This is a genomic window from Streptomyces sp. NPDC014734, assembly GCF_043083325.1.
Classification (GTDB): Bacteria; Actinomycetota; Actinomycetes; order Streptomycetales; family Streptomycetaceae; genus Streptomyces.
Genome location: NZ_JBIBYN010000007.1, coordinates 156,950 through 176,009 on the forward strand (window position 1 = coordinate 156,950; position 19,060 = coordinate 176,009).

Annotated in this window: 10 protein-coding genes; all 10 read right to left on the reverse strand. The window is 71.8% G+C overall.

Translation table 11 applies throughout. From position 1 onward, the window contains the following. Positions 1-65: 65 nt before the first annotated feature. Entirely contained in the window at positions 66-1,349 is a 1,284-nt protein-coding gene (locus ACF1CT_RS14240) for a nucleotide sugar dehydrogenase (protein ID WP_391784095.1), read from the reverse strand. A gap of 2 nt (positions 1,350-1,351) precedes the next feature. Then, positions 1,352-2,986, reverse strand: a complete 1,635-nt coding sequence (locus ACF1CT_RS14245; RefSeq protein ID WP_391784096.1) for a glycosyltransferase family 2 protein — start codon at positions 2,984-2,986, stop codon at positions 1,352-1,354. Next, a complete protein-coding gene (locus ACF1CT_RS14250) occupies positions 2,983-4,569 on the reverse strand; it encodes a glycosyltransferase family 4 protein (RefSeq protein ID WP_391784097.1) in 1,587 nt (528 codons plus the stop codon). The genes ACF1CT_RS14245 and ACF1CT_RS14250 overlap by 4 nt, the downstream gene beginning before the upstream one ends. Positions 4,570-4,592: 23 nt before the next feature. Next, entirely contained in the window at positions 4,593-7,181 is a 2,589-nt protein-coding gene (locus tag ACF1CT_RS14255; RefSeq protein WP_391784098.1) for a glycosyltransferase family 4 protein, read from the reverse strand. Positions 7,182-7,281: 100 nt separating this feature from the next. After that, positions 7,282-8,295 (reverse strand): Gfo/Idh/MocA family protein, encoded by a 1,014-nt coding sequence (locus ACF1CT_RS14260; protein ID WP_391784099.1) that lies wholly within the window; start codon positions 8,293-8,295, stop codon positions 7,282-7,284. Beyond that, complete coding sequence (locus ACF1CT_RS14265) at positions 8,292-9,416, reverse strand: DegT/DnrJ/EryC1/StrS family aminotransferase (protein ID WP_391784100.1); 1,125 nt, start codon at positions 9,414-9,416, stop codon at positions 8,292-8,294. Before ACF1CT_RS14265 ends, ACF1CT_RS14260 begins: the two co-directional genes overlap by 4 nt. A 419-nt stretch (positions 9,417-9,835) precedes the next feature. Continuing rightward, positions 9,836-14,041: a ribonuclease E/G gene (locus tag ACF1CT_RS14270; protein ID WP_391784101.1), complete on the reverse strand. Its 4,206-nt coding sequence runs from the start codon at positions 14,039-14,041 to the stop codon at positions 9,836-9,838. A 232-nt stretch (positions 14,042-14,273) separates the two neighbouring features. Beyond that, positions 14,274-15,056, reverse strand: a complete 783-nt coding sequence (locus ACF1CT_RS14275; protein WP_391784102.1) for a TIGR03936 family radical SAM-associated protein — start codon at positions 15,054-15,056, stop codon at positions 14,274-14,276. A gap of 392 nt (positions 15,057-15,448) precedes the next feature. Continuing rightward, on the reverse strand, positions 15,449-17,374 hold the full coding sequence (locus ACF1CT_RS14280; protein WP_391784103.1) for a TIGR03960 family B12-binding radical SAM protein: 1,926 nt from the start codon (positions 17,372-17,374) through the stop codon (positions 15,449-15,451). A gap of 50 nt (positions 17,375-17,424) precedes the next feature. Further along, positions 17,425-18,963: a CHAD domain-containing protein gene (locus ACF1CT_RS14285; RefSeq protein WP_391784104.1), complete on the reverse strand. Its 1,539-nt coding sequence runs from the start codon at positions 18,961-18,963 to the stop codon at positions 17,425-17,427. Positions 18,964-19,060: the final 97 nt, after the last annotated feature.

Below are 19,060 nucleotides of genomic sequence, written 5' to 3' on the forward strand. Positions count from 1 at the left end.
CCCACGGGGGGGGGGCGCCCGCGCGGGGGGGCGGGGGGGGGGGGGCCCGGCGGGCGGACGCGGGTTCAGCCGCCGATGACGACCCGGCGGACACCTTCCCAGCGGGCCGGGTCCGTGACGCGACGGCCGTCGACCAGGACCCGGACGTCCGGGAGGTCGGCGGCGGCCAGCTCGCGGTACTCGGCGTGGTCGGCCTGGAGGATCGCGGCGGTGACGGTCTGGCCCTCGTGCGGGACGAGGCCGTGCGCTGCCAGTTCCTCGGACGTGTACATCGGGTCGGAGACGAACGGCACCGCGCCACGCGCCTTCAGCGCCTCGACGGTCGGGAAGACGCCGGAGAAGGCCGTCTCCTTCACGCCGCCGCGGTAGGCCGCGCCCAGCACCAGCACGCCCGCCCCGTCCAGGTCGCCGTAGGCGGCGGCGAGCAGGTCGACCGCGTACTCGGGCATGGCCGCGTTGGCCTCGCGCGCCGAACGCACCACGGTCGCCGAGGGGTCGTTCCACAGGTACATCCGCGGGTAGATCGGGATGCAGTGGCCGCCGACGGCGATGCCCGGCCGGTGGATGTGGCTGTACGGCTGGGAGTTGCAGGCCTCGATGACCTTGAGGACGTCGATGTTCTGCTGGTCGGCGAAGCGGGCGAACTGATTCGCCAGGCCGATGTTCACGTCCCGGTAGGTCGTCTCGGCGAGCTTGGCCAGCTCCGACGCCTCCGACGTGCCCAGGTCCCAGACACCGTTGGCCCGCGGCAGGTCCGTGCGCTCGTCGAAGTCCAGAACCGACTCGTAGAACGACACGCCGTGCGCGGTCGACGCCTCGTCGATCCCGCCGACCAGCTTGGGGTAGCGGCGCAGGTCCGCGAAGACCCGGCCGGTGAGCACTCGCTCCGGGGAGAACACCAGGTGGAAGTCTTCGCCGGCCCTGAGACCGGAGCCCTCTTCGAGCATCGGCGCCCAGCGGGTGCGGGTGGTGCCGACCGGCAGCGTGGTCTCGTAGCTGACCAGCGTGCCGGGCTTGAGTCCGGCGGCGATGGCCCTGGTCGCGGAGTCCATCCAGCCGAAGTCGGGCGTGCCCTCGGCGTCCACAAAGAGCGGGACGACGACCACGACGGCCTCGGACGCGGCCACGGCGGCCGTGGTGTCCGTCGTGGCGCTCAGCAGCCCGGCCTCGACGGTCTCCTTGAGCTTGATGTCGAGGTCGTGCTCGCCGGGGAACGGCTCGACGCCGGCGTTGACCAGCTCCACGACCTTCTCGTTGACGTCGGCACCGATCACCCGGTGGCCCTTGGCCGCGAACTGCACGGCGAGCGGCAGACCGATCTTGCCCAGGGCGACTACACAGATGTTCATGGTTACTTCCTCTTGGAGCGCATGACGCGGGTCAGTCGGGATCGCAGCCGCGAGCCCAGCGGCTTCTGGAGCAGATGGAGCGGGCCGGTGCTGATGATCACACGCCCCTTGGGGTTGAGCTGTGCCGCCGCCCGGTACGGTTTCTTCTCGCCGTGCCAGCAACGGGCCAACGGCATGGGCAGGCCGTCCGCCCGCACCGGGATCTCGTACGTGTTCCCGGCCACGTCCATGAAGACACGCAGCCCACGCTTGACCTTGCGCGGCTCCAACGGAATCAGGGCGCGCACCAGGGTGGCGCCACCGTCCGATTCGAGTTCACGACTGAACTCACCGCGTACCGGCGGCAGTTCGTGCCCGTCCGGCACCCGGCGGGCGCGGGCCTTGTCCGCGCTCTTGGGCATGGCGCCCTCGACGAGGCGCATCACCACGGAGTCGGTCTCGCCGACGACGCCCACGCTGACCGTCAGCGCGAGCGAGAGCTCGTCGCCGGTCTGCACCCACTCCGACTCGACAAGCCGGGTCCGGTCCGCGAGCCGTCCCGGGACCTTCTCCCCGACCAGTTCGAAGCAGCGGTCCGGGAGTTCGAGCGCCGCGTCGCGGAAGCCGGGGTACCGGGCGAAGGCCCGGCCGTTCTCCAGCTGGAAGGGGGGAGCACCGTGCTCGGCCTCGTCGCTGATGGCGCGGCAGAGTTCGTCGACGGCACCGCGCTGCGCGAGCCGGAGCCGCGCCCGCAGCTTGACCGGGAGCCCGTCGCTCAGCGGATCGGTCAGATAGGAGTCCGCCAGCCGGGCTATGCCGGCGCAGATCTCGCGCCTGGTTCCGTCGTCGAGCTCCACGAAGTCGTCCTGGATGAGCTTGGAGAGCTCCCAGGTGAAGTGACGCTTGAGGACGGCGTCCCGCTTCGGCCCGGCCTCGATCAGCCCGGCCGCGTGCTCCATGATCACGGAGGTGCAGCGCAGCCGTGACAGATGGTTCGCACGATAGGTGATGTTGCTGGAGTCGCCGCGCTTCACCGCGTAGTAGCAGGTGTAGTCGGCGACCACGGATATCCGGCGCGCCCGCACGCACGCCTCGATGGTGAAGGGCTGGTCGCTGCCGACCGGCAGGTCCTCGGGGAAGCGCAGCTTGTGCCTCTCCACCAGCTCCCGGCGGAAGAGCTTGGTGTTGGCAAGGGCGAAGGGAAGCTCCGGGCCGTAGAGGCTGACGTCCGGGTCGTTCGCCTTGTAGAGCGACTGGCGCACGTACCGGCCGTTGGTGCCCACCATCTTGCCGACGACGACATCGGAGCCGTTGGAGTCGGCGCAGGACACCAACCGCTCCAGCGCCTCCTCGCCCAGGTAGTCGTCGGAACCGATGAAGTAGACGTATCTGCCGGTGGCGAGTTCCAGCGCCCGGTTGCTCGGCATCGCGGGACCACCGGAGTTGGTCTGGTGGACGACCTTGACCGTGCCGGGGTAGCGCTCGGCGAAACGGTCGAGCTCGGCGCCGCTGTCGTCCGTCGAGCCGTCGTCGACCGCGACGATCTCCAGCCGGTCGAGGCCGATGCTCTGCCCGACGAGGGAGTTCAGGCATTCCGTCAGGTAGGGCATCGTGTTGTACACGGCGACCACCACACTGACGTCAGGAGCCTTCGTCATCGTCCGTTTTCCGCCTTCTCGCCGTCGGAGAGCAGATTGGTGTAAAGACCGTCGAGAACCTCGGCCTGTGCTTCCCATGTCCAGTTGTCCAGCAGTCCGGGCTTGTCGTAGGCGGCGCGATAGCGGTCGGGGTCGGCCAGCGTCTGCTTGATCGCGCGGACCAGGTCCGTCACGTCCTCGGCGGCGCAGACCTCGCCCTGTCCGGTCGAACGGACCATCTCGGACATGGTCTTCACGTCGCTGACGACCAGCGGCAGCCGCGCGTGCGAGTACTCGAAGAACTTGGTGATCAGCGCGATCTCGTGGTTCGGCCAGTGGTGGATCGGGATGCAGCCGACGTTCGCGGCGGACAGGAACGGGACCACCTGCCAGTGCGGCACGTAGGGCACCGCGTGGAGCCTGTCCCCCGCTCCCAGCTCCTCCGCCCGGGCGAGCAGGCCCTTGATGTAGCCGGCGGCCGGGCTGGGCACGACGAGCGCCATGTGCACGCCGTCCAGGTGCGGCAGCGCCTCCACCATCTCTCCGAGGCCGCGCTGCGGTCCGGGCGAACCGCTGTAGACCACGAGCGGGACGTCCGGGCCGATGCCGCACTGTTCCCGCAGGTCCGGCATCGGCTCGGCGTCGTCCGCGGCACGCCGCTCGACCGGCCGATCGGGGGCGTTGAGCACGACCGTGGGCTGTGCGGTCAGGGAATGACGCTCGCGCAGCAGGTCCCCGAGCCCCTCGGACACCGTCACCACCGCGTCGGCGTAGGGGGCGAACTCGCTCTCGTGCGCCGTATTGCCCGGGATCCAGTGCGCGTTGTCCTCCCACGGACGGACCCCCGGCAGGAACTCGTGCGCGTCCCAGACCAGCTTGACCCGGCGGCCCGCCGCCCGGGCCCGGACGGTGGCACGGGCCCCGACTCCGAGCATCCGGAAGTCGTTGGCGTGGATCAGATCCGGCTCAAGGGCGTCGATCACCTTGCCGTACGTCAGTTCGTAGTCCCACAGCGCGGGTTCGAGCCGACGCCAGGCGCGATTCCCCTTGGTGGTCTTCCAGGCCGCGGTGAACACCCGGTCGATCGGACCACGCAGACGCCTCCCCGCCTTCTGCGCCTCCGTGGACTGCCGCGCCCGGAAGTCGATCCAGCGCTGCATCACCTTCGACGCCGGCCCGGCGACCGCGAGACGGGCCTGTTCCGACTTGCGGAATCCCGGCGTGCCGACAGCCTGCGGTGCCACCTTGAGCGCGGCCCGGCGGGTGGCGACGTCCGCACGCCACGCCTTGGCCCACTGCCGCCGGTACGCGGCGAGGGGGCCGGGCGGGTAGGCCAGGGGGCGACGCAGCAACGAGCGGTGCCGCTCGGCGTGCCGCTTCGCCAGTGGCGCCTTCAACGGCAGCAGCCGCACCTCGGCGTCGCCCAGCTTCCAGCTACGCCCCTTGCCGGCGCGCACCAGGCCCAGCAGCGTCACGTCCCAGCCGGCTGCCGCCATGGACTCGGCGGCCTTCTGGACCCGAGAATCGCCCTCGACCTTGTTGTCGACCAGCATCACGACCCTGCCTCTGGCGGGCCGTTCGATACCGAGGTCCTGCGTCTCCATCAACAACCTTTCCCCCGGACGCGTCACTTGAGGAAACCGCTCAGCACCTGTGCGGTCCAGCGTCCGTCGTGGTAAGTACGAGCGAATTCCGCCGAGGCACGGCCGATGGCAGCCGTCCCCTCCCGGTCGTCGACCAAGGAGCCCAGCACCTCGCGCAGGGTGTCCGGGGTGGCACTCACGATCGGCAGGTCACCGTTGGCCGTTGCCTTCACCGCGTCGCTGATGTAGGCGATCACCGGCTTGCCGGCGGCCATCGCCTCGACGGCGAACGTGCCGTAGCTGCCCGTGGTGACCTGGTCCACGACCAGGTCGCTCTCCTTCACCAGCGCCTGCATCTCGGCCCAGGGGATGCCCTCGACGAGCCTGAAGTCGATCACGCCCCTGTCGTGCAGCTCGGTGAGCACGGGCATGATCCGGTCCGTGCCCTTCGTCCAGCGCTTGGACGGGGCGTGCAGCACGATGGGCCGCTTCCGCTCCATCACCGCACGATCGGCCGCCCACGACTCCACGTCCACCACGAGCGGCGCCCACTTGGCCATCGGCAGGTCGTCGAGGAGATCGGGGGTCGTGACGAAGACCGGCAGACCGCTCTCGTCGGCGATGCGCCGGTTCCTCTCGGCCTTGACCTGGAGCTTCTTGGCGATCCCGTCGGGGGCGTCCCGGAACAGCGAGTACTCGTGCCGCTCCAGATGCTTCGCGGGGTGGCGGATGTCACTGCCGTGCGACAGGAGCGCGACCTTGATGCGGGCCTTGCGCAGCGCCGCGAGGTCCCCGGCGATCGTGTCGCCGTTCAGGAGTCCGAAGGCCGGCATGAAGGCGTCGACGAGCAGGTGGCTGTAGCGGCCGACGATCCGCTGTACCTGCTGCACCTGGACATCGAGGTCGACCAGCCGGTCGGCGTCGACGTACACGTCCGCCGGGTAGTCGAAGCTCTCCGCCCGCTTGTTCATGACGACCTCGACGGACACGTCGGGGTTCGCCTGCGACACCGCCTGGGCGAAGGCCGCGCCCTGACCGGCGTAGTTGGCCGGTCCGATGCCCAGCTTGATCGGTGTGGAACCGAGCGCGGTCCAGACCGGGGCACCGGCCTTGCCGCTGCTCGCGCCTATCGTCGGGCTGCCGGGGGTCTCCTGGATGTTCCAGGGCACCTCGGTGACCGGCACCGGCGGCGTCTTCTTCGACAGGGTGCGGTACAGCTTGAGCAGTCCGGCGCTCTGGTGCTCCCAGGACAGTTCCTTGAGCACGTCCTCGGTGATGTGCCCGGTGAGCTCGGCACGGCGCTTCAGCGCGCGGGACGCGGCGTCGACGAAAGTGGTGGGGTCGTCCCAGGTGAAGACCTCTCCGAGGTCCTTCTCCTCCACATACGCCTTGATCACCCGCACGTCGCTGGTGACCAGCGGGAGCCGCGCCTGCAGGTACTCGGAGACCTTGGTCGGCAGCGAGACCTCGCAGTTGGGCACGCGCCGGAACGGGGTGAGACCGATGTCCGCCGAGGACAGGTAATCGGCGACCTCGTGCTGCGACACGTAGGGCACCAGGTGGATGCGGTCGCGCACGCCGAGCGTCTCGGCGGTCGCCAGCATCTGCTCCAGCAGCGGCGTCGTCCGGCTGCAGACCAGAGCCAGGTGCACACCGGGAAGCCGGGGAAGACCGTTGATCACGGCGTCCACACCGCGTTCCGGTCCCAGCCAGCCCGAATACACCATGAGCGGGACCTCGGGGCCGAGACCGCACACCTCACGGACGGAGGCACGCACCGAGCCGGAGCCGATCACCTCGCGGACCGGGGAGTTGCCCACGACCAGAGGGAGCTTGGACAGCCCGTGGTCGTTCTTGAGCAGTTCGGCGAGCTGGGGGGAGACGGTGACCACCGCGTCCGCCCGGCCGATGTACTCCGCCTCCGCCGCGGGAAGGGCGTACGCCTGCCGCGGGTTGGGCCATTCGACGCCCCGGATGTACTCGTGCGCGTCGTAGACCCAGACACACCGGTGGCCGCCCGCCCTGAGGCGTGCGGCGCTGGACGCGGCGGTCACGATCATGGTGGCGTCGTTGGCGTGGATGACGTCCGGCCTGAGTTCCTCGATCACCGGGCCGAACGCCAGGTCCAGGTCGACAAGTTGCGGCCAGTCCTGACGCCAGTCGCGAACCGGCGCCGCGTTCTTGGGCACCCGGCGCTGCTCCCACTTGAAGGCACGCACCCGCAGCTTGTAGACGGCGCGACGCGCGCGCAGCACGGCCTTCAACGACACGCGCCGGGGGGCGCCCGACCAGGTGGTCTCCGCCGACGTACGACGCACCCACGCGTGGTAGGAGGCACGGTAGCGGCTCAGCGCCGCCTGGTCCTGGAGCCGGAACTGGGTCATGGTGCCGCGCAGCGGATGTGCCCTGCGCGCCTTGACCGAACGCATGTACTCCTTGGCCACGGGGACGCGGATCACCTCGATCGGACCCATCCGCGACCGCTGGACACGCTTGGTGTCGCTCCTGCCGATCAGCGTGACGTCCCATCCGTCACGCGCGGCGGCCACAGCCGTCTTCTGAACCCGCGAGTCGCCTGTGATGCCGTTGGCGACGATCACGGCAAGCCGCGGTCGACGGGCAGGGGATTTCATTCTGTTCTTCCTCCGGTGCAAGACGAACGAGCCGGTGTCCGCTCCGCCCCTCGGAGGGCGGAGCGGACCGGGCACATGGGGTGTGCCCGCCGTCGAGAATTCAGCTCGCCGCGCTGTTGGCGTCCAGTCGGACGGTCGTTCCGCTCACTGCCGACTCGAGAACGGCGGCCGCCACCTCGACGGTCCGCAGCCCCTGCCGCAATGTACAAATATCGTCCGACGTGCCCAGTACCGCGTCCCGGAACAGCTCGTGCTCGACGAGCAGCGGCTCGCGCTTCGGGATCGCGTACCGGATCATGTCGCCCTCGGACACGCCCCGGAAGGCCTGGAGCGCCTCCCACTCGGTGGCCACCGCGGCGTTCGAGTGGAAGGTGAGGTCCGCGGTGAGGGTGTCGGCGATGAAGGTGCCGCGTTCGCCGGTGACCGAGGTGAAACGCTCCTTGAGCGGGCTCAGCCAGTTGACCAGGTGGTTGACCATGGTTCCGTCGGAGAGCTGGCCCACGGCGGAGACCATGTCCTCGTGCGGGCGGCCGGACTTGGAGACGGTGTGGGCGGCGATGGACGTGTAGGTCTGGCCCGTCACCCAACCCGTCAGGTCGATGTCGTGGGTGGCGAGGTCCTTGACCACACCGACGTCGGCGATGCGGTGCGGGAACGGGCCCTGGCGGCGGGTGACGACCTGGTACACGTCGCCGAGCTCGCCGGTCTCCAGACGCGTGCGCAGCGAGCGCAGCGCCGGGTTGCACCGCTCGATGTGGCCGACGCCGGCGACCAGGCCGCGCGACTCGAAGGCGTCGACGAGACGGCGGGCGCCCTCGACGGTGTCGGCCACCGGCTTCTCGATCAGCGCGCAGACACCGGCCGCGGCCAGCTGGAGGCCGACCTGCTCGTGCAGCGCGGTGGGGCAGGCCACGACCGCGTAGTCGACTCCGAGTGCTATCAGCTCCTCGACCGTGGACAGCACGGGGGCGCCCTGCGCCCAGCCGTTCTTGTCGCCCATCGGGTCGACGACACCGACGAGGGTCACGCCGTCGAGCCCGGCGAGGACACGGGCGTGGTGACGGCCCATGGAGCCCAGGCCGACGAGCCCGGCCCGCAGAGGTGCGGTGGTCACAGGTTCTCCCCCAGTGCGTTCACGGCGTCGGCGATGCGCTCCAGCTCGCCCCGGCCGAGGGCCGGGTGAACCGGCAGCGAGACGACCTCGGCCGCGGCGCGCTCGGTCTCGGGCAGGTCCCAGGTCCGGCCGGCCTTCTGGTCGGGCTCCCAGTACGGCTTCAGCCGGTGGATCGGGGTCGGGTAGTAGACGGCGTTGCCGATGCCCGCCTCGGTGAGCTTCGCCATCGCGGCGTCGCGGTCGCCCCGTACCCGGATCGTGTACTGGTGGTAGACGTGCCGGGCGCCCTCGGAGACCGGCGGCGTCGTGACGCTCGGGGCGGTGATGTGGGCGTCGAGGTACGCGGCGTTGGCGCGGCGCTGCTCGGTCCAGCCGGCCAGCTTGGTCAGCTGGACGCGGCCGACGGCCGCGGCCACGTCCGTCAGGCGCATGTTGGCGCCGACGATCTCGTTGGCGTACCGCTGCTCCATGCCCTGGTTGCGCAGCAGCCGCAGGGTGCGCGCGATCCCGGCGTCGGCCGTGGAGATCATGCCGCCCTCAAGGGAGTGCATGTTCTTGGTGGGGTAGAAGCTGAACGTCCCGCCGGAGCCGAAGCTGCCGACCGGGGTGCCGTTCAGTGCGGCGGCGTGGGCCTGGCAGGCGTCCTCGACCACGGCGAGCTTGTGCTTCTCGGCGATGGGCATGATCTTGTCCATCGCCGCCGGGTGGCCGTACAGGTGCACCGGCATGATCGCCGCCGTGCGGGGCGTGATGGCCGCCTCGACGGCGGCCGGGTCCAGCCCGAAGCTGCCCGGCTCGATGTCGGCGAAGACCACGTCGGCGCCGACCAGCCGGACGGCGTTGGCGGAGGCCGCGAAGGAGAACGACGGGACGATGACCTCGTCGCCGGGACCGATCCCGAGGGCGAGCAGCAGCAGATGCAGCGCGGAGGTGCCGGAATTCACCGCGACGCAGTGGCGTCCGGCGACGATTTCCGAGAAGCCCTCCTCGAAGGCCGCGACCTCCGGGCCCTGCACGACGCGACCGCTGCGCATGACGCGCACCACGGCCTCGATCTCTTCGTCACCGATCGCCGGTCGGGCAGCAGGGATGGTTTCCCTGGGGTCGCTCGACATGGACATCCTCCTTGAACACCGCAAGAGCTGTGACCGGCGGCGACTCCATAGACGTGCGCATACCGGCACGTGGTTCCGCCGCCTCGGCGCATTGCCGATTCTGTATCAATATATTGCGTTCAAATCACCCTTTGCCCCGGGGAGTGTCACAGCTGGGGCACGGAAGGTGGTCAGTCCTGCCGGAAGCGGACCGCCGTACCGATGGACATCCTCGTGAGCATGTCGGGGAATGCCATATCCGACGTCAGCCGCGTCACATTATCAGGCTTTTCACAGCAAGTTTCGTTCAGGGCAGGGTCGATGAGACACGGTCCACACAGCCCGCACCTGCCTGTCACTCGCCCGTCACCTGCCCCTCACCCGCCGAAGAGGCGCGAGCCCGCGCACGGGCTCGCGCCTCTTCCGACAGGGGCCGACGGCCGGGGTCAGCTCTCGGTGTCGACCGACACGGAGGGCTGCGCCGACTGCTCGGCCGCGACCGTCTTCTTCGCCGCCGCCTTCTTGGCCGTGGTCTTCTTCGCCGCCGTCTTCTTCGCGACGGTCTTCTTGGCCGTGGTCTTCTTCGTGGCCGCCTTCTTGGCGGTGGCCTTCTTGGCGGTCTTGCGGACCGCCTTCTTGGCCGGTGCCTCGGCTGCCGCGGCCTCGTCCTCCGATGCCGTCGGGACCTCGGCGGCCCCGGTCGGCGCGGCGGTGGGCGCCGACGCGATGTCGGGCTCCGCCTCGGTGGAACCGGTCACCACGACGACCTCCGCCGCGTCGGCACCCGTCGGCGAACCCGCGGGGGCGGTGACCTTGCGGGTCACCCGGCGACGGGCGCGCGGCGGGGCCGCCTCGGGGACGACCTCCTCCGCCACGACCTCCGCCGCCACGACCTCGGGCTGCGCGACCTCGGCCGCCGGGGCCTCGGCGGCCGCCCGAACCACCACCGTTGCCGCCTGCTCGACCGGCTCGGCCTGCTCGGCCGGGGCCGGCGAGCCCGCCGGTGCGGTCGCCTTGCGGGTCGCCCGCCGACGGGTGCGCCCCTGCGGGGCCTCGGCCGCGGGGGCCTCGGCGTCCGGCTCGGGCGCCGACACCGGCTCGGGCTCCGCGACCACGACCGGCTCCGGTTCGGCCACCGGGGCGGGGGCCGCCGCGGCCTTCGGGGCTCCGGCCGGTGCCGATGCCTTACGGGTCGCACGACGTCGGCCACGGCCGCGCGAGGCGGCCTCCTCGGCCTCGGCGGCGCTGCTGTACAGCTCCTCGTCCGGGGCGAACTCCGGCTCGGGCAGTGCCACCGGGGCGGCCACCTCGGCGGCGACCTCCGCCTCGGTCTCGACCGCGGTCTCGGCACCGGTTCCGGTCTCCACCACGTGCTCGTGGTCGTGGCCCGCGCCGCGGCCGCGCTTCTTGGAACGCTTGCCGTTGCCCCCGCCACCGGCCGAGGACGGCTGCTCCATGTGCACGATCACACCGCGCCCGTTGCAGTGCACGCAGGGTTCGGAGAAGGACTCCAGCAACCCCTGGCCCACCCGCTTGCGGGTCATCTGGACCAGGCCCAGCGAGGTCACCTCGGCGACCTGGTGCTTGGTGCGGTCGCGTCCCAGGCACTCCAGCAGGCGCCGCAGCACCAGATCCCGGTTGGACTCCAGCACCATGTCGATGAAGTCGACGACCACGATGCCGCCGAGGTCGCGCAGCCGCAGCTGACGCACGATCTCCTCGGCCGCCTCCAGGTTGTTCTTGGTGACGGTCTCCTCAAGGTTGCCGCCCTGACCGGTGAACTTGCCGGTGTTGACGTCGACGACGACCATCGCCTCGGTCTTGTCGATCACCAGCGAACCGCCGCTCGGCAGGTAGACCTTCCGGTCCAGCGCCTTCATCAGCTGCTCGTCGATCCGGTACGTCGCGAAGATGTCGACCTCGGAGGTCCAGCGCGACAGACGGTCCGTCAGGTCGGGCGCCACCTGCGAGACGTAGCCGTGGATGGTGTCCCACGCCTCGTCGCCGCTGACGATGACCTTGGAGAAGTCCTCGTTGAAGATGTCGCGGACGACCCGGACGGTCATGTCCGGCTCGCCGTAGAGCAGGGTCGGCGCGTTGGAGCCGCCGGTGCTCTTCGACTTCTTCCGGATCTCCTCCCACTGCTGCTGGAGCCGCTCGACGTCGCGGCGCAGCTCGTCCTCGCTCGCGCCCTCCGCCGCGGTACGGACGATGACGCCCGCGTCCTCGGGCACGATCTTCTTCAGAATGGTCTTCAGCCGGGCCCGCTCGGTGTCGGGCAGCTTGCGGCTGATGCCGGTCATCGAGCCCTCGGGCACGTAGACCAGGTAGCGGCCGGGCAGCGAGACCTGGCTCGTCAGGCGGGCGCCCTTGTGACCGATCGGGTCCTTGGTGACCTGGACGAGGACGGACTGGCCGGACTTGAGCGCGGTCTCGATGCGACGCGGCCCGTGGGCCATGCCGAGTGCCTCGAAGTTCACCTCGCCTGCGTAGAGCACGGCGTTGCGGCCCTTGCCGATGTCGACGAAGGCGGCCTCCATGGACGGCAGTACGTTCTGCACCTTGCCCAGGTAGACGTTGCCGACGTAGCTGGTCGCCTGCTCCTTGTTGACGTAGTGCTCGACGAGCACGTTGTCCTCAAGAACGCCGATCTGGGTGCGCTCGCCGCTCTGGCGGACGACCATGACCCGCTCCACGGCCTCGCGGCGGGCCAGGAACTCGGCCTCGGTGATGATCGGCACCCGGCGGCGGCCCTGCTCGCGCCCCTCGCGGCGGCGCTGCTTCTTCGCCTCCATCCGCGTCGAACCCTTGATGGACTGGACCTCGTCGAAGCCCGTGCCCGGCTCCCGCTCCTCCTTCTTGCGGGGCTCGCGCACCTTGACGACCGTGCGCTCCGGGTCGTCCGCGCCGGCCTCGGCGTCGGTCGTCGCGTCACCACTGCGGCGACGACGACGGCGACGGCGACGGCTGCTGCTGGTGCCGGAGGCGGACGCCTCGTGGTCCGCGTCGTCCTCCTCGGCCTCCGCGGCGCCCTCGTGCTCGTCCTCGGCGTGGTCGGCGTCCTCGGTGCCCGCCTCCTCGGCGTGCTGCTCCTGGGTCTCGTCGCCCTCGTTGTTCTCGCCCCGGCGACGACGGCGGCCTCCGCGACGGCGACGGCGTGCGGGGCGGTCCCCGTACTCGTCGGTCTCCTCGCCCTCGTGCTCCGCCTCGTGCTCGGCCTCGACGTCCGGCTCGGCCTCGTCCTCGACGTGCTCCTCGGCCACCGGGGCCGCCTGCTCGGGCTCGACGGCCTCGCCGCGACGGCGGCGACGACGGCGCGAACCGGCCTGCGGGGCGGCCTCGGCGACGGCAGGCCGCGCCTCGACCGTCGTCTCGGGCTCCTCCTCGGCCTCCACCGCCTCCACGGCCTCCGTGGTCTCCACGTGGCGCGAGGCGGCGGCAGCCGCGGCCGCGGTCTCCGGCGTCTGGAACATGGGCTCGGTGAAGACAGGTGCCTGGAACACGGCAACGGCGGGCCGGGCCGCGCGACGGCCCTTGCGCGCCGGTTCCTCGGCCTGCGCGGTGAACTCGGGCCTGCCCGCGGGGGCGGTGGCGCGACGGCGCCGACGGCCCTGCGGTGCGGCCTCCTCGGCCTCGGCCGCCTCCGGCGCGTCGGACACGGGCTCGGGGTGGCTCTCGGCGGTGTCGACGACGACCTCGGTGGCCCGGGCGGTCTCCGCCGCCTTCGGGGCACCGGCGGGAGCGGTCGCCTTGCGGACCGCACGGCGACGGGTACGCGCGGGCGGCGCGGCCTCCGCCTCCGGGGCGGGCTCGGTCCCGGCCGTGGCGGCCACCTCGACGACGTCCTCCTCGGCCTCCTCGGCCTCCTCCGCGGGGGCTTCCGCCACCGGCGCGACGGGTTCGCTCACCGCTGCGGCGGTCTGCGGCGCGCCCGCCGGGGCCGACGCCCTGCGCCGGGTGCGTCCGCGCGGCGCGGGCTCGGCGGCGGCCTCGGTGGCGGTCTCCTCCGCGCCGCTCTCGACGACCCGGGCGGGTTCCCCGGTCTCGACGATCTCGACGGCCTCGGCGGCCTTGGGCGCACCGGCCGGAGCCGTCGCCTTGCGCGCCGCACGACGACGGGTACGCGCCGGCGGCGCCTCGACGACGTCGGCGTCGGCCGTGGCCTCCGCCTCCACCACCGGCTCGACGGCGGACTCGACGGTCTCGACGGCCTTCGGCGCACCGGCGGGAGCGGTCGCCTTGCGCACCGCACGACGACGCGCACGGGCCGGCGGCGCGGCCTCCGCCTCCGCGGCGGCCTCGGTCGCCCCGGAGGTCCGGGCCTCCGGCTCGGCCACCTGCTCGACGGCGGACTCGACGGCCTCGGCGGCCTTGGGCGCACCGGCGGGAGCGGTCGCCTTGCGCACCGCACGACGACGCGCACGGGCCGGCGGCGCGGCCTCCGCCTCCGGGGCGCTCGCCGTTCCGGCGGCGGTGTCGCCCTGCGCGGCATCGGTGGCCGGTATGGCCGGGGCGGCGTCCTGCGTCTCCGTCACCGGCGGGCCCGCCGGGCGGGACGCGGCACGGCGCCTGCGGCGCGGCGGCAGCTTGTCGCCGGGGGCGTTGTTCTCTTCGACGTTCCCGGTCGTGCCGGGTTCGTTGGACTGGGGCATGCGGGCGGTTCTCCCGTCAGGCTCCCGGGCGCCGCGTCTGGTTCCGGTCCGGCGCGGTCCGCGTGATGTGCGCGAAACCGCCGTCCGGGGCGCGGGCGCCGCACAGGAGCTCAATGTCTGGCTCGCCGGTTCCGTACGTGATGTGCGCACGGCCTGGCGAAAGTCTTATGGGTCATCGCGCGGTCCGACCCAGGTGGCTCCCGAGTCCCGGGACTGCGCTGCAACGACCGCCTTACGCGGAACCTGCACCTTCCGGCGCCGTCGCGACGGCGGTCCCGGTGGCCGTGGAAAGGGCGGCCGGGGCTGCCTCGCGGTCGGGCGCGAGCGGGTCGGTCACCGTGCCGGACTCCTCGTCGAAGAGCCCCTGCGCCAGCCTGGTCACCGCTACCGGGACCGGCGGCGCCAGGTCGGCCACAACGCGGAGACCGGACAGGACGTCGTCAGGTCGCACGGCAGGTGTCACGTGCCGAACAACCAGCCGCAGTATCGCACAGGGCCTGTCCTCGGGCCCATCGGCCCGCGCGTCGAGAGCCCGCAGGTCGACCACGGCGGCCCGCGCGTCGAAGGTGCGCACGCCGTTCTTGGCCCGGCGCTGCACCTCGACGGTCTCCGCGCCGTTGAAGGCCTCCACGGCCTCGGCCGCCGTCTCCACGGCGACTCCGTCGAGGCGCAGTTCCCACACGGACGCGGTGAGCCGGTCGGCGAGGCCCGAGGTGTGGGCCTCCACGGCGTCGACCACGTCGAGGCCGTCCGGCAGCGAGGTGTCGAGCAGCCCGCGCAGAACGGCCGGGTCCCGCGATTCGGTGAGGGCGATCTCCAGGTACTCGGCCTCACTGCCCGTGCCGGTGGGGGCGGCATTGGCGTACGACACCTTCGGGTGCGGGGTGAAGCCCGCCGAGTAGGCCATCGGCACCTCGGAGCGGCGCAGGGCCCGCTCGAAGGCGCGCTGGAAGTCGCGGTGACTGGTGAACCGGAGGCGGCCGCGCTTGGTGTAGCGCAGTCGGATGCGCTGCACCGCCGGTGCGGGCGGCGGGCCTTCGGGCTGTCGCTTGCCCAGTGGTTCTTCTCCTCGGTGCGGGGCGGACGCGGTGGCGTACCGCCCACGAGATGCGGGGTGGCCCGGGGTGTCCGGTCCGGCTCGCCCCGCTCGGTGTTCTGCTCTCCGGGCGGGAGATCTCTGGTCGGGCGCCGCGCTGGGCACAGTCGTTGCAGTACCCAGAGTACGCGCACGGGGGCTTCCGGGTTCCCCGGGCTCGAACGGCCCCGCTCCCCGCGGGGCGTCACCGCGGGCGAGGGCCGAGGGCCTCTCATGACACGAACGCCCGCTCCGGGGTCCCGGAGCGGGCGTTCGTGTCAGGGGCCTCACCCGGACGGGCACGGCCGGGGCGCCCGCCGCACGGCCGTCGGCTACTTCACCACCGTCAGCGGCAGCAGCTTCTTCCCGGTCGGGCCGATCTGGATGCTGGTGTCCATCTGCGGGCAGACGCCGCAGTCGAAGCACGGGGTCCAGCGGCAGTCCTCGACCTCGGTCTCGTCGAGGGCGTCCTGCCAGTCCTCCCAGAGCCAGTCCTTGTCGAGGCCGGAATCCAGGTGGTCCCAGGGCAGGACCTCCTCGTAGGACCGCTCGCGGGTGGTGTACCAGTCGACGTCCACGCCGAGCTCGGGCAGTGTCCGCTCGGCGGCCTTCATCCAGCGGTCGTAGCTGAAGTACTCGCGCCAGCCGTCGAACCGCCCGCCCGACTCGTAGACCTCGCGGATCACGGAGCCGACCCGGCGGTCGCCGCGCGAGAGCAGGCCCTCGACGATGCCCGGCTTGCCGTCGTGGTAGCGGAAACCGATGGAGCGGCCGTACTTCTTGTCGCCGCGGATCTTGTCGCGGAGCTTGGTCAGCCGGGCGTCGGTCTCCTCGGCACTCAGCTGCGGGGCCCACTGGAACGGGGTGTGCGGCTTGGGCACGAAGCCGCCGATGGAGACGGTGCAGCGGATGTCGTTCTGGCCGGAGACCTCGCGGCCCTTGGCGATCACGTTGACCGCCATGTCACCGATCTGGAGGACGTCCTCGTCGGTCTCGGTGGGCAGCCCGCACATGAAGTACAGCTTCACCTGACGCCAGCCGTTGCCGTAGGCGGTGGCGACGGTGCGGATCAGGTCCTCCTCCGAGACCATCTTGTTGATGACCTTGCGCATCCGCTCGGAGCCGCCCTCGGGGGCGAAGGTGAGGCCGGAACGGCGGCCGTTGCGGGTCAGTTCGTTGGCGAGGTCCACGTTGAACGCGTCGACGCGGGTGGAGGGCAGCGAGAGGCCGATCTTGTCCTCGGTGTATCGGTCGGCCAGGCCCTTCGCGATCTCGCCGATCTCGGTGTGGTCGGCGGAGGAGAGCGAGAGCAGGCCCACCTCCTCGAACCCGGTGGCCTTGAGACCCTTGTCGACCATCTCGCCGATGCCGGTGATGCTTCGCTCCCGCACGGGGCGCGTGATCATGCCGGCCTGGCAGAAACGGCAGCCGCGGGTGCAGCCACGGAAGATCTCGACGGACATCCGCTCGTGGACGGTCTCGGCGAGGGGGACGAGGGGCTGCTTCGGGTACGGCCACTCGTCGAGGTCCATCACGGTGTGCTTGGACACCCGCCACGGCACGCCCGACCGGTTGGGCACGACCCGGCCGATGCGCCCGTCCGGGAGGTACTCGACGTCGTAGAAGCCCGGGACGTAGACGCCGCCGGTCCGCGCCAGGCGCAGCAGCAGTTCCTCGCGTCCGCCGGGCCGGCCCTCGGCCTTCCAGGCGCGGACGATGTCGGTGATCTCCAGGACGGCCTGCTCGCCGTCGCCGATGACCGCGCAGTCGATGAACTCGGCGATCGGCTCGGGGTTGAACGCGGCGTGGCCGCCGGCCAGCACGATCGGGTCGTCGACGGTGCGGTCCTTCGCCTCCAGCGGGATGCCCGCGAGGTCCAGGGCGGTGAGCATGTTGGTGTAGCCGAGTTCGGTGGAGAAGCTCAGGCCGAAGACGTCGAACGCCTTGACCGGGCGGTGGCTGTCCACGGTGAACTGCGGGACCTTGTGCTCGCGCATGAGTTCTTCGAGGTCCGGCCAGACGCTGTAGGTGCGTTCGGCGAGTACGCCGTCGCGTTCGTTGAGCACCTCGTAGAGGATCATGACGCCCTGGTTGGGGAGTCCGACCTCGTACGCGTCCGGGTACATGAGCGCCCAGTGGACGTCGCATTCGTCCCACGGCTTGACGGTGGAGTTCAGTTCACCGCCGACGTACTGGATGGGCTTCTGCACATGCGGGAGCAGAGCTTCGAGCTGTGGGAAGACCGAATCGACAGACATCGCGCACTTTCGAGAGCGGGCAGAGATGGCCATCCAGCGTACCGCGACGCTCAGCCGTCCAGAGCCCGTCGCAGCCCGGGCCGGGAGGCCCGTCGCCACGCCCGCGGCAGCCGCCGCTCCCGCGCGGCGGCGACCGCCTCCTCCCGCCCGTGGAGCAGTCCCCAGGTGAAGGAGGGCTCCCCCGCGGCGTGCGCCCGGACGGCCAGGTCGCGCAGGGCGTCGCGGGCCACCACGCTGTCCTGGTGGTCGCCGAGGAGGGTCTGCAGCGCCTTCATCCGCCCGGCGAACCGGTCGGCCGGTTTCCCCAGCGCGGGGCGGGCCGCCTCCGCCGCGTAGCGGGCGCGTTTGGCGGCCTTGCGGGCGTCGTGCAGGGCGAGATCCCGGGCGTGGCCGGGCGGGAGGTCCCGGGCGCGGTCGACGCGGGCGGCGAGGCGCGCGTAGTCCTTGAGCACGGCGCGGGACAGCGTGCGCCCCGGGGCACGGGACGCGGCGGGCAGCAGCGGCGGTCCGGCGAGCAGGGCGTCGAGGCGGTTCAGCAGGGTCAGGTAGCGAGGGCCGTCGAGCACGGCGAGTACGCGGGCGCGGGAGTCGCCCCCGCGGGCCGTCGACCAGATCCGGAGCCGGGCGCGGACGGGTCCGAGGGTCAGGGTGCCGGGCAGTTCGTCGAGGTCCGCGCGCAGCCGGGCGTCGAGCACCTCCTGGTCGCGGCCGACGCCGAGTTCCGCGGCCAGCCATCTCAGCTCGTCGCCGACCGGGTCGGTGACGTTCCGGTCGAGGATCTTCCGGTAGGTCCGAAGGGCGCTGCGGAGTCTGCGGGTGGCCACGCGCATCCGGTGCACGGAGTCGAGGAGGTCGCGGCGCACGGCGGGGTCGAGGGCGACGATCTCCTCGGTCTGGGCGCGGAGGTACGCGAGGACGTGATCGCCCGCGGTGGCCGGGGCCGCCGTTTCGGGGGTGCTCCTTCCCCGTGCGCTCGCCGGGGCACGGTCCGGGTCGGTGGCGGCGAGTGCCCGGGCGAGCGCGGAGGGGGCGGTGACCGGGTGGGCTCCGGCCCGGCGCAGCCGTTGTTCGACGAGGTCGAGGAGGGCGGGGTCGCCGCCGTCGGCGAGTCGGACCTCGATCGTGGTCCAGCAGGCCGCGGCCGGTCCGCCGGCCGGTCGTTCGGCCCGCACGGTGTCGACGGAGACCGCGGCGAGCAGGGTGCCGTCGGCGTCGTTCAGGTGGTGTGCGTCGCGGGTGCCGAGCAGTCGGGCGACGGGGACGAGCGCGTTGTCGCGGATCCTGGAGCGGAGCAGTCCGGCGAAGGAGTGGGGCACGGTGTCGGAGAGCGGTTCGCGCAGGTCGTCGCGGAGGTTCGGGGCGATCGGGATCGTGAGGTGCCACCCCGCGTCGTGCCCGTCGGGGCAGCGGCGCAGGGAGAGGGAGTCGGCCGTGAGCCGCAGGTCCTCGGTGTCGTAGTGGAGGGCGTCCAGTTCGTCGACGCCCCGGTGGGCGACGGACGCCACCCCGGCCACCCGGGTCAGGTCGGGCAGCCGGGCGACCCCCATGACTTCGTATGTGCGTGCGATCTCGCGTGTCGAGTCCGCCATGAGTCGAATCTAGTGCGGTGACCGGGAAAGTTCACCGGCGGCGCGGGCCCCGCCCCGGCTCGGAGCCTGCCGGGCGGCCTCCGTCCGGGCGGCCACG

What these genes read in the sequence shown, in the direction of transcription:
- ACF1CT_RS14250 (WP_391784097.1), bottom strand. Translation starts at nt 4,569, where the DNA reads ATGGAGACGCAGGACCTCGGTATCGAACGGCCCGCCAGAGGCAGGGTC.
- ACF1CT_RS14255 (WP_391784098.1), bottom strand. Translation starts at nt 7,181, where the DNA reads ATGAAATCCCCTGCCCGTCGACCGCGGCTTGCCGTGATCGTCGCCAAC.
- ACF1CT_RS14240 (WP_391784095.1), bottom strand. Translation starts at nt 1,349, where the DNA reads ATGAACATCTGTGTAGTCGCCCTGGGCAAGATCGGTCTGCCGCTCGCC.
- ACF1CT_RS14265 (WP_391784100.1), bottom strand. Translation starts at nt 9,416, where the DNA reads ATGTCCATGTCGAGCGACCCCAGGGAAACCATCCCTGCTGCCCGACCG.
- ACF1CT_RS14280 (WP_391784103.1), bottom strand. Translation starts at nt 17,374, where the DNA reads ATGTCTGTCGATTCGGTCTTCCCACAGCTCGAAGCTCTGCTCCCGCAT.
- ACF1CT_RS14285 (WP_391784104.1), bottom strand. Translation starts at nt 18,963, where the DNA reads ATGGCGGACTCGACACGCGAGATCGCACGCACATACGAAGTCATGGGG.
- ACF1CT_RS14270 (WP_391784101.1), bottom strand. Translation starts at nt 14,041, where the DNA reads ATGCCCCAGTCCAACGAACCCGGCACGACCGGGAACGTCGAAGAGAAC.
- ACF1CT_RS14245 (WP_391784096.1), bottom strand. Translation starts at nt 2,986, where the DNA reads ATGACGAAGGCTCCTGACGTCAGTGTGGTGGTCGCCGTGTACAACACG.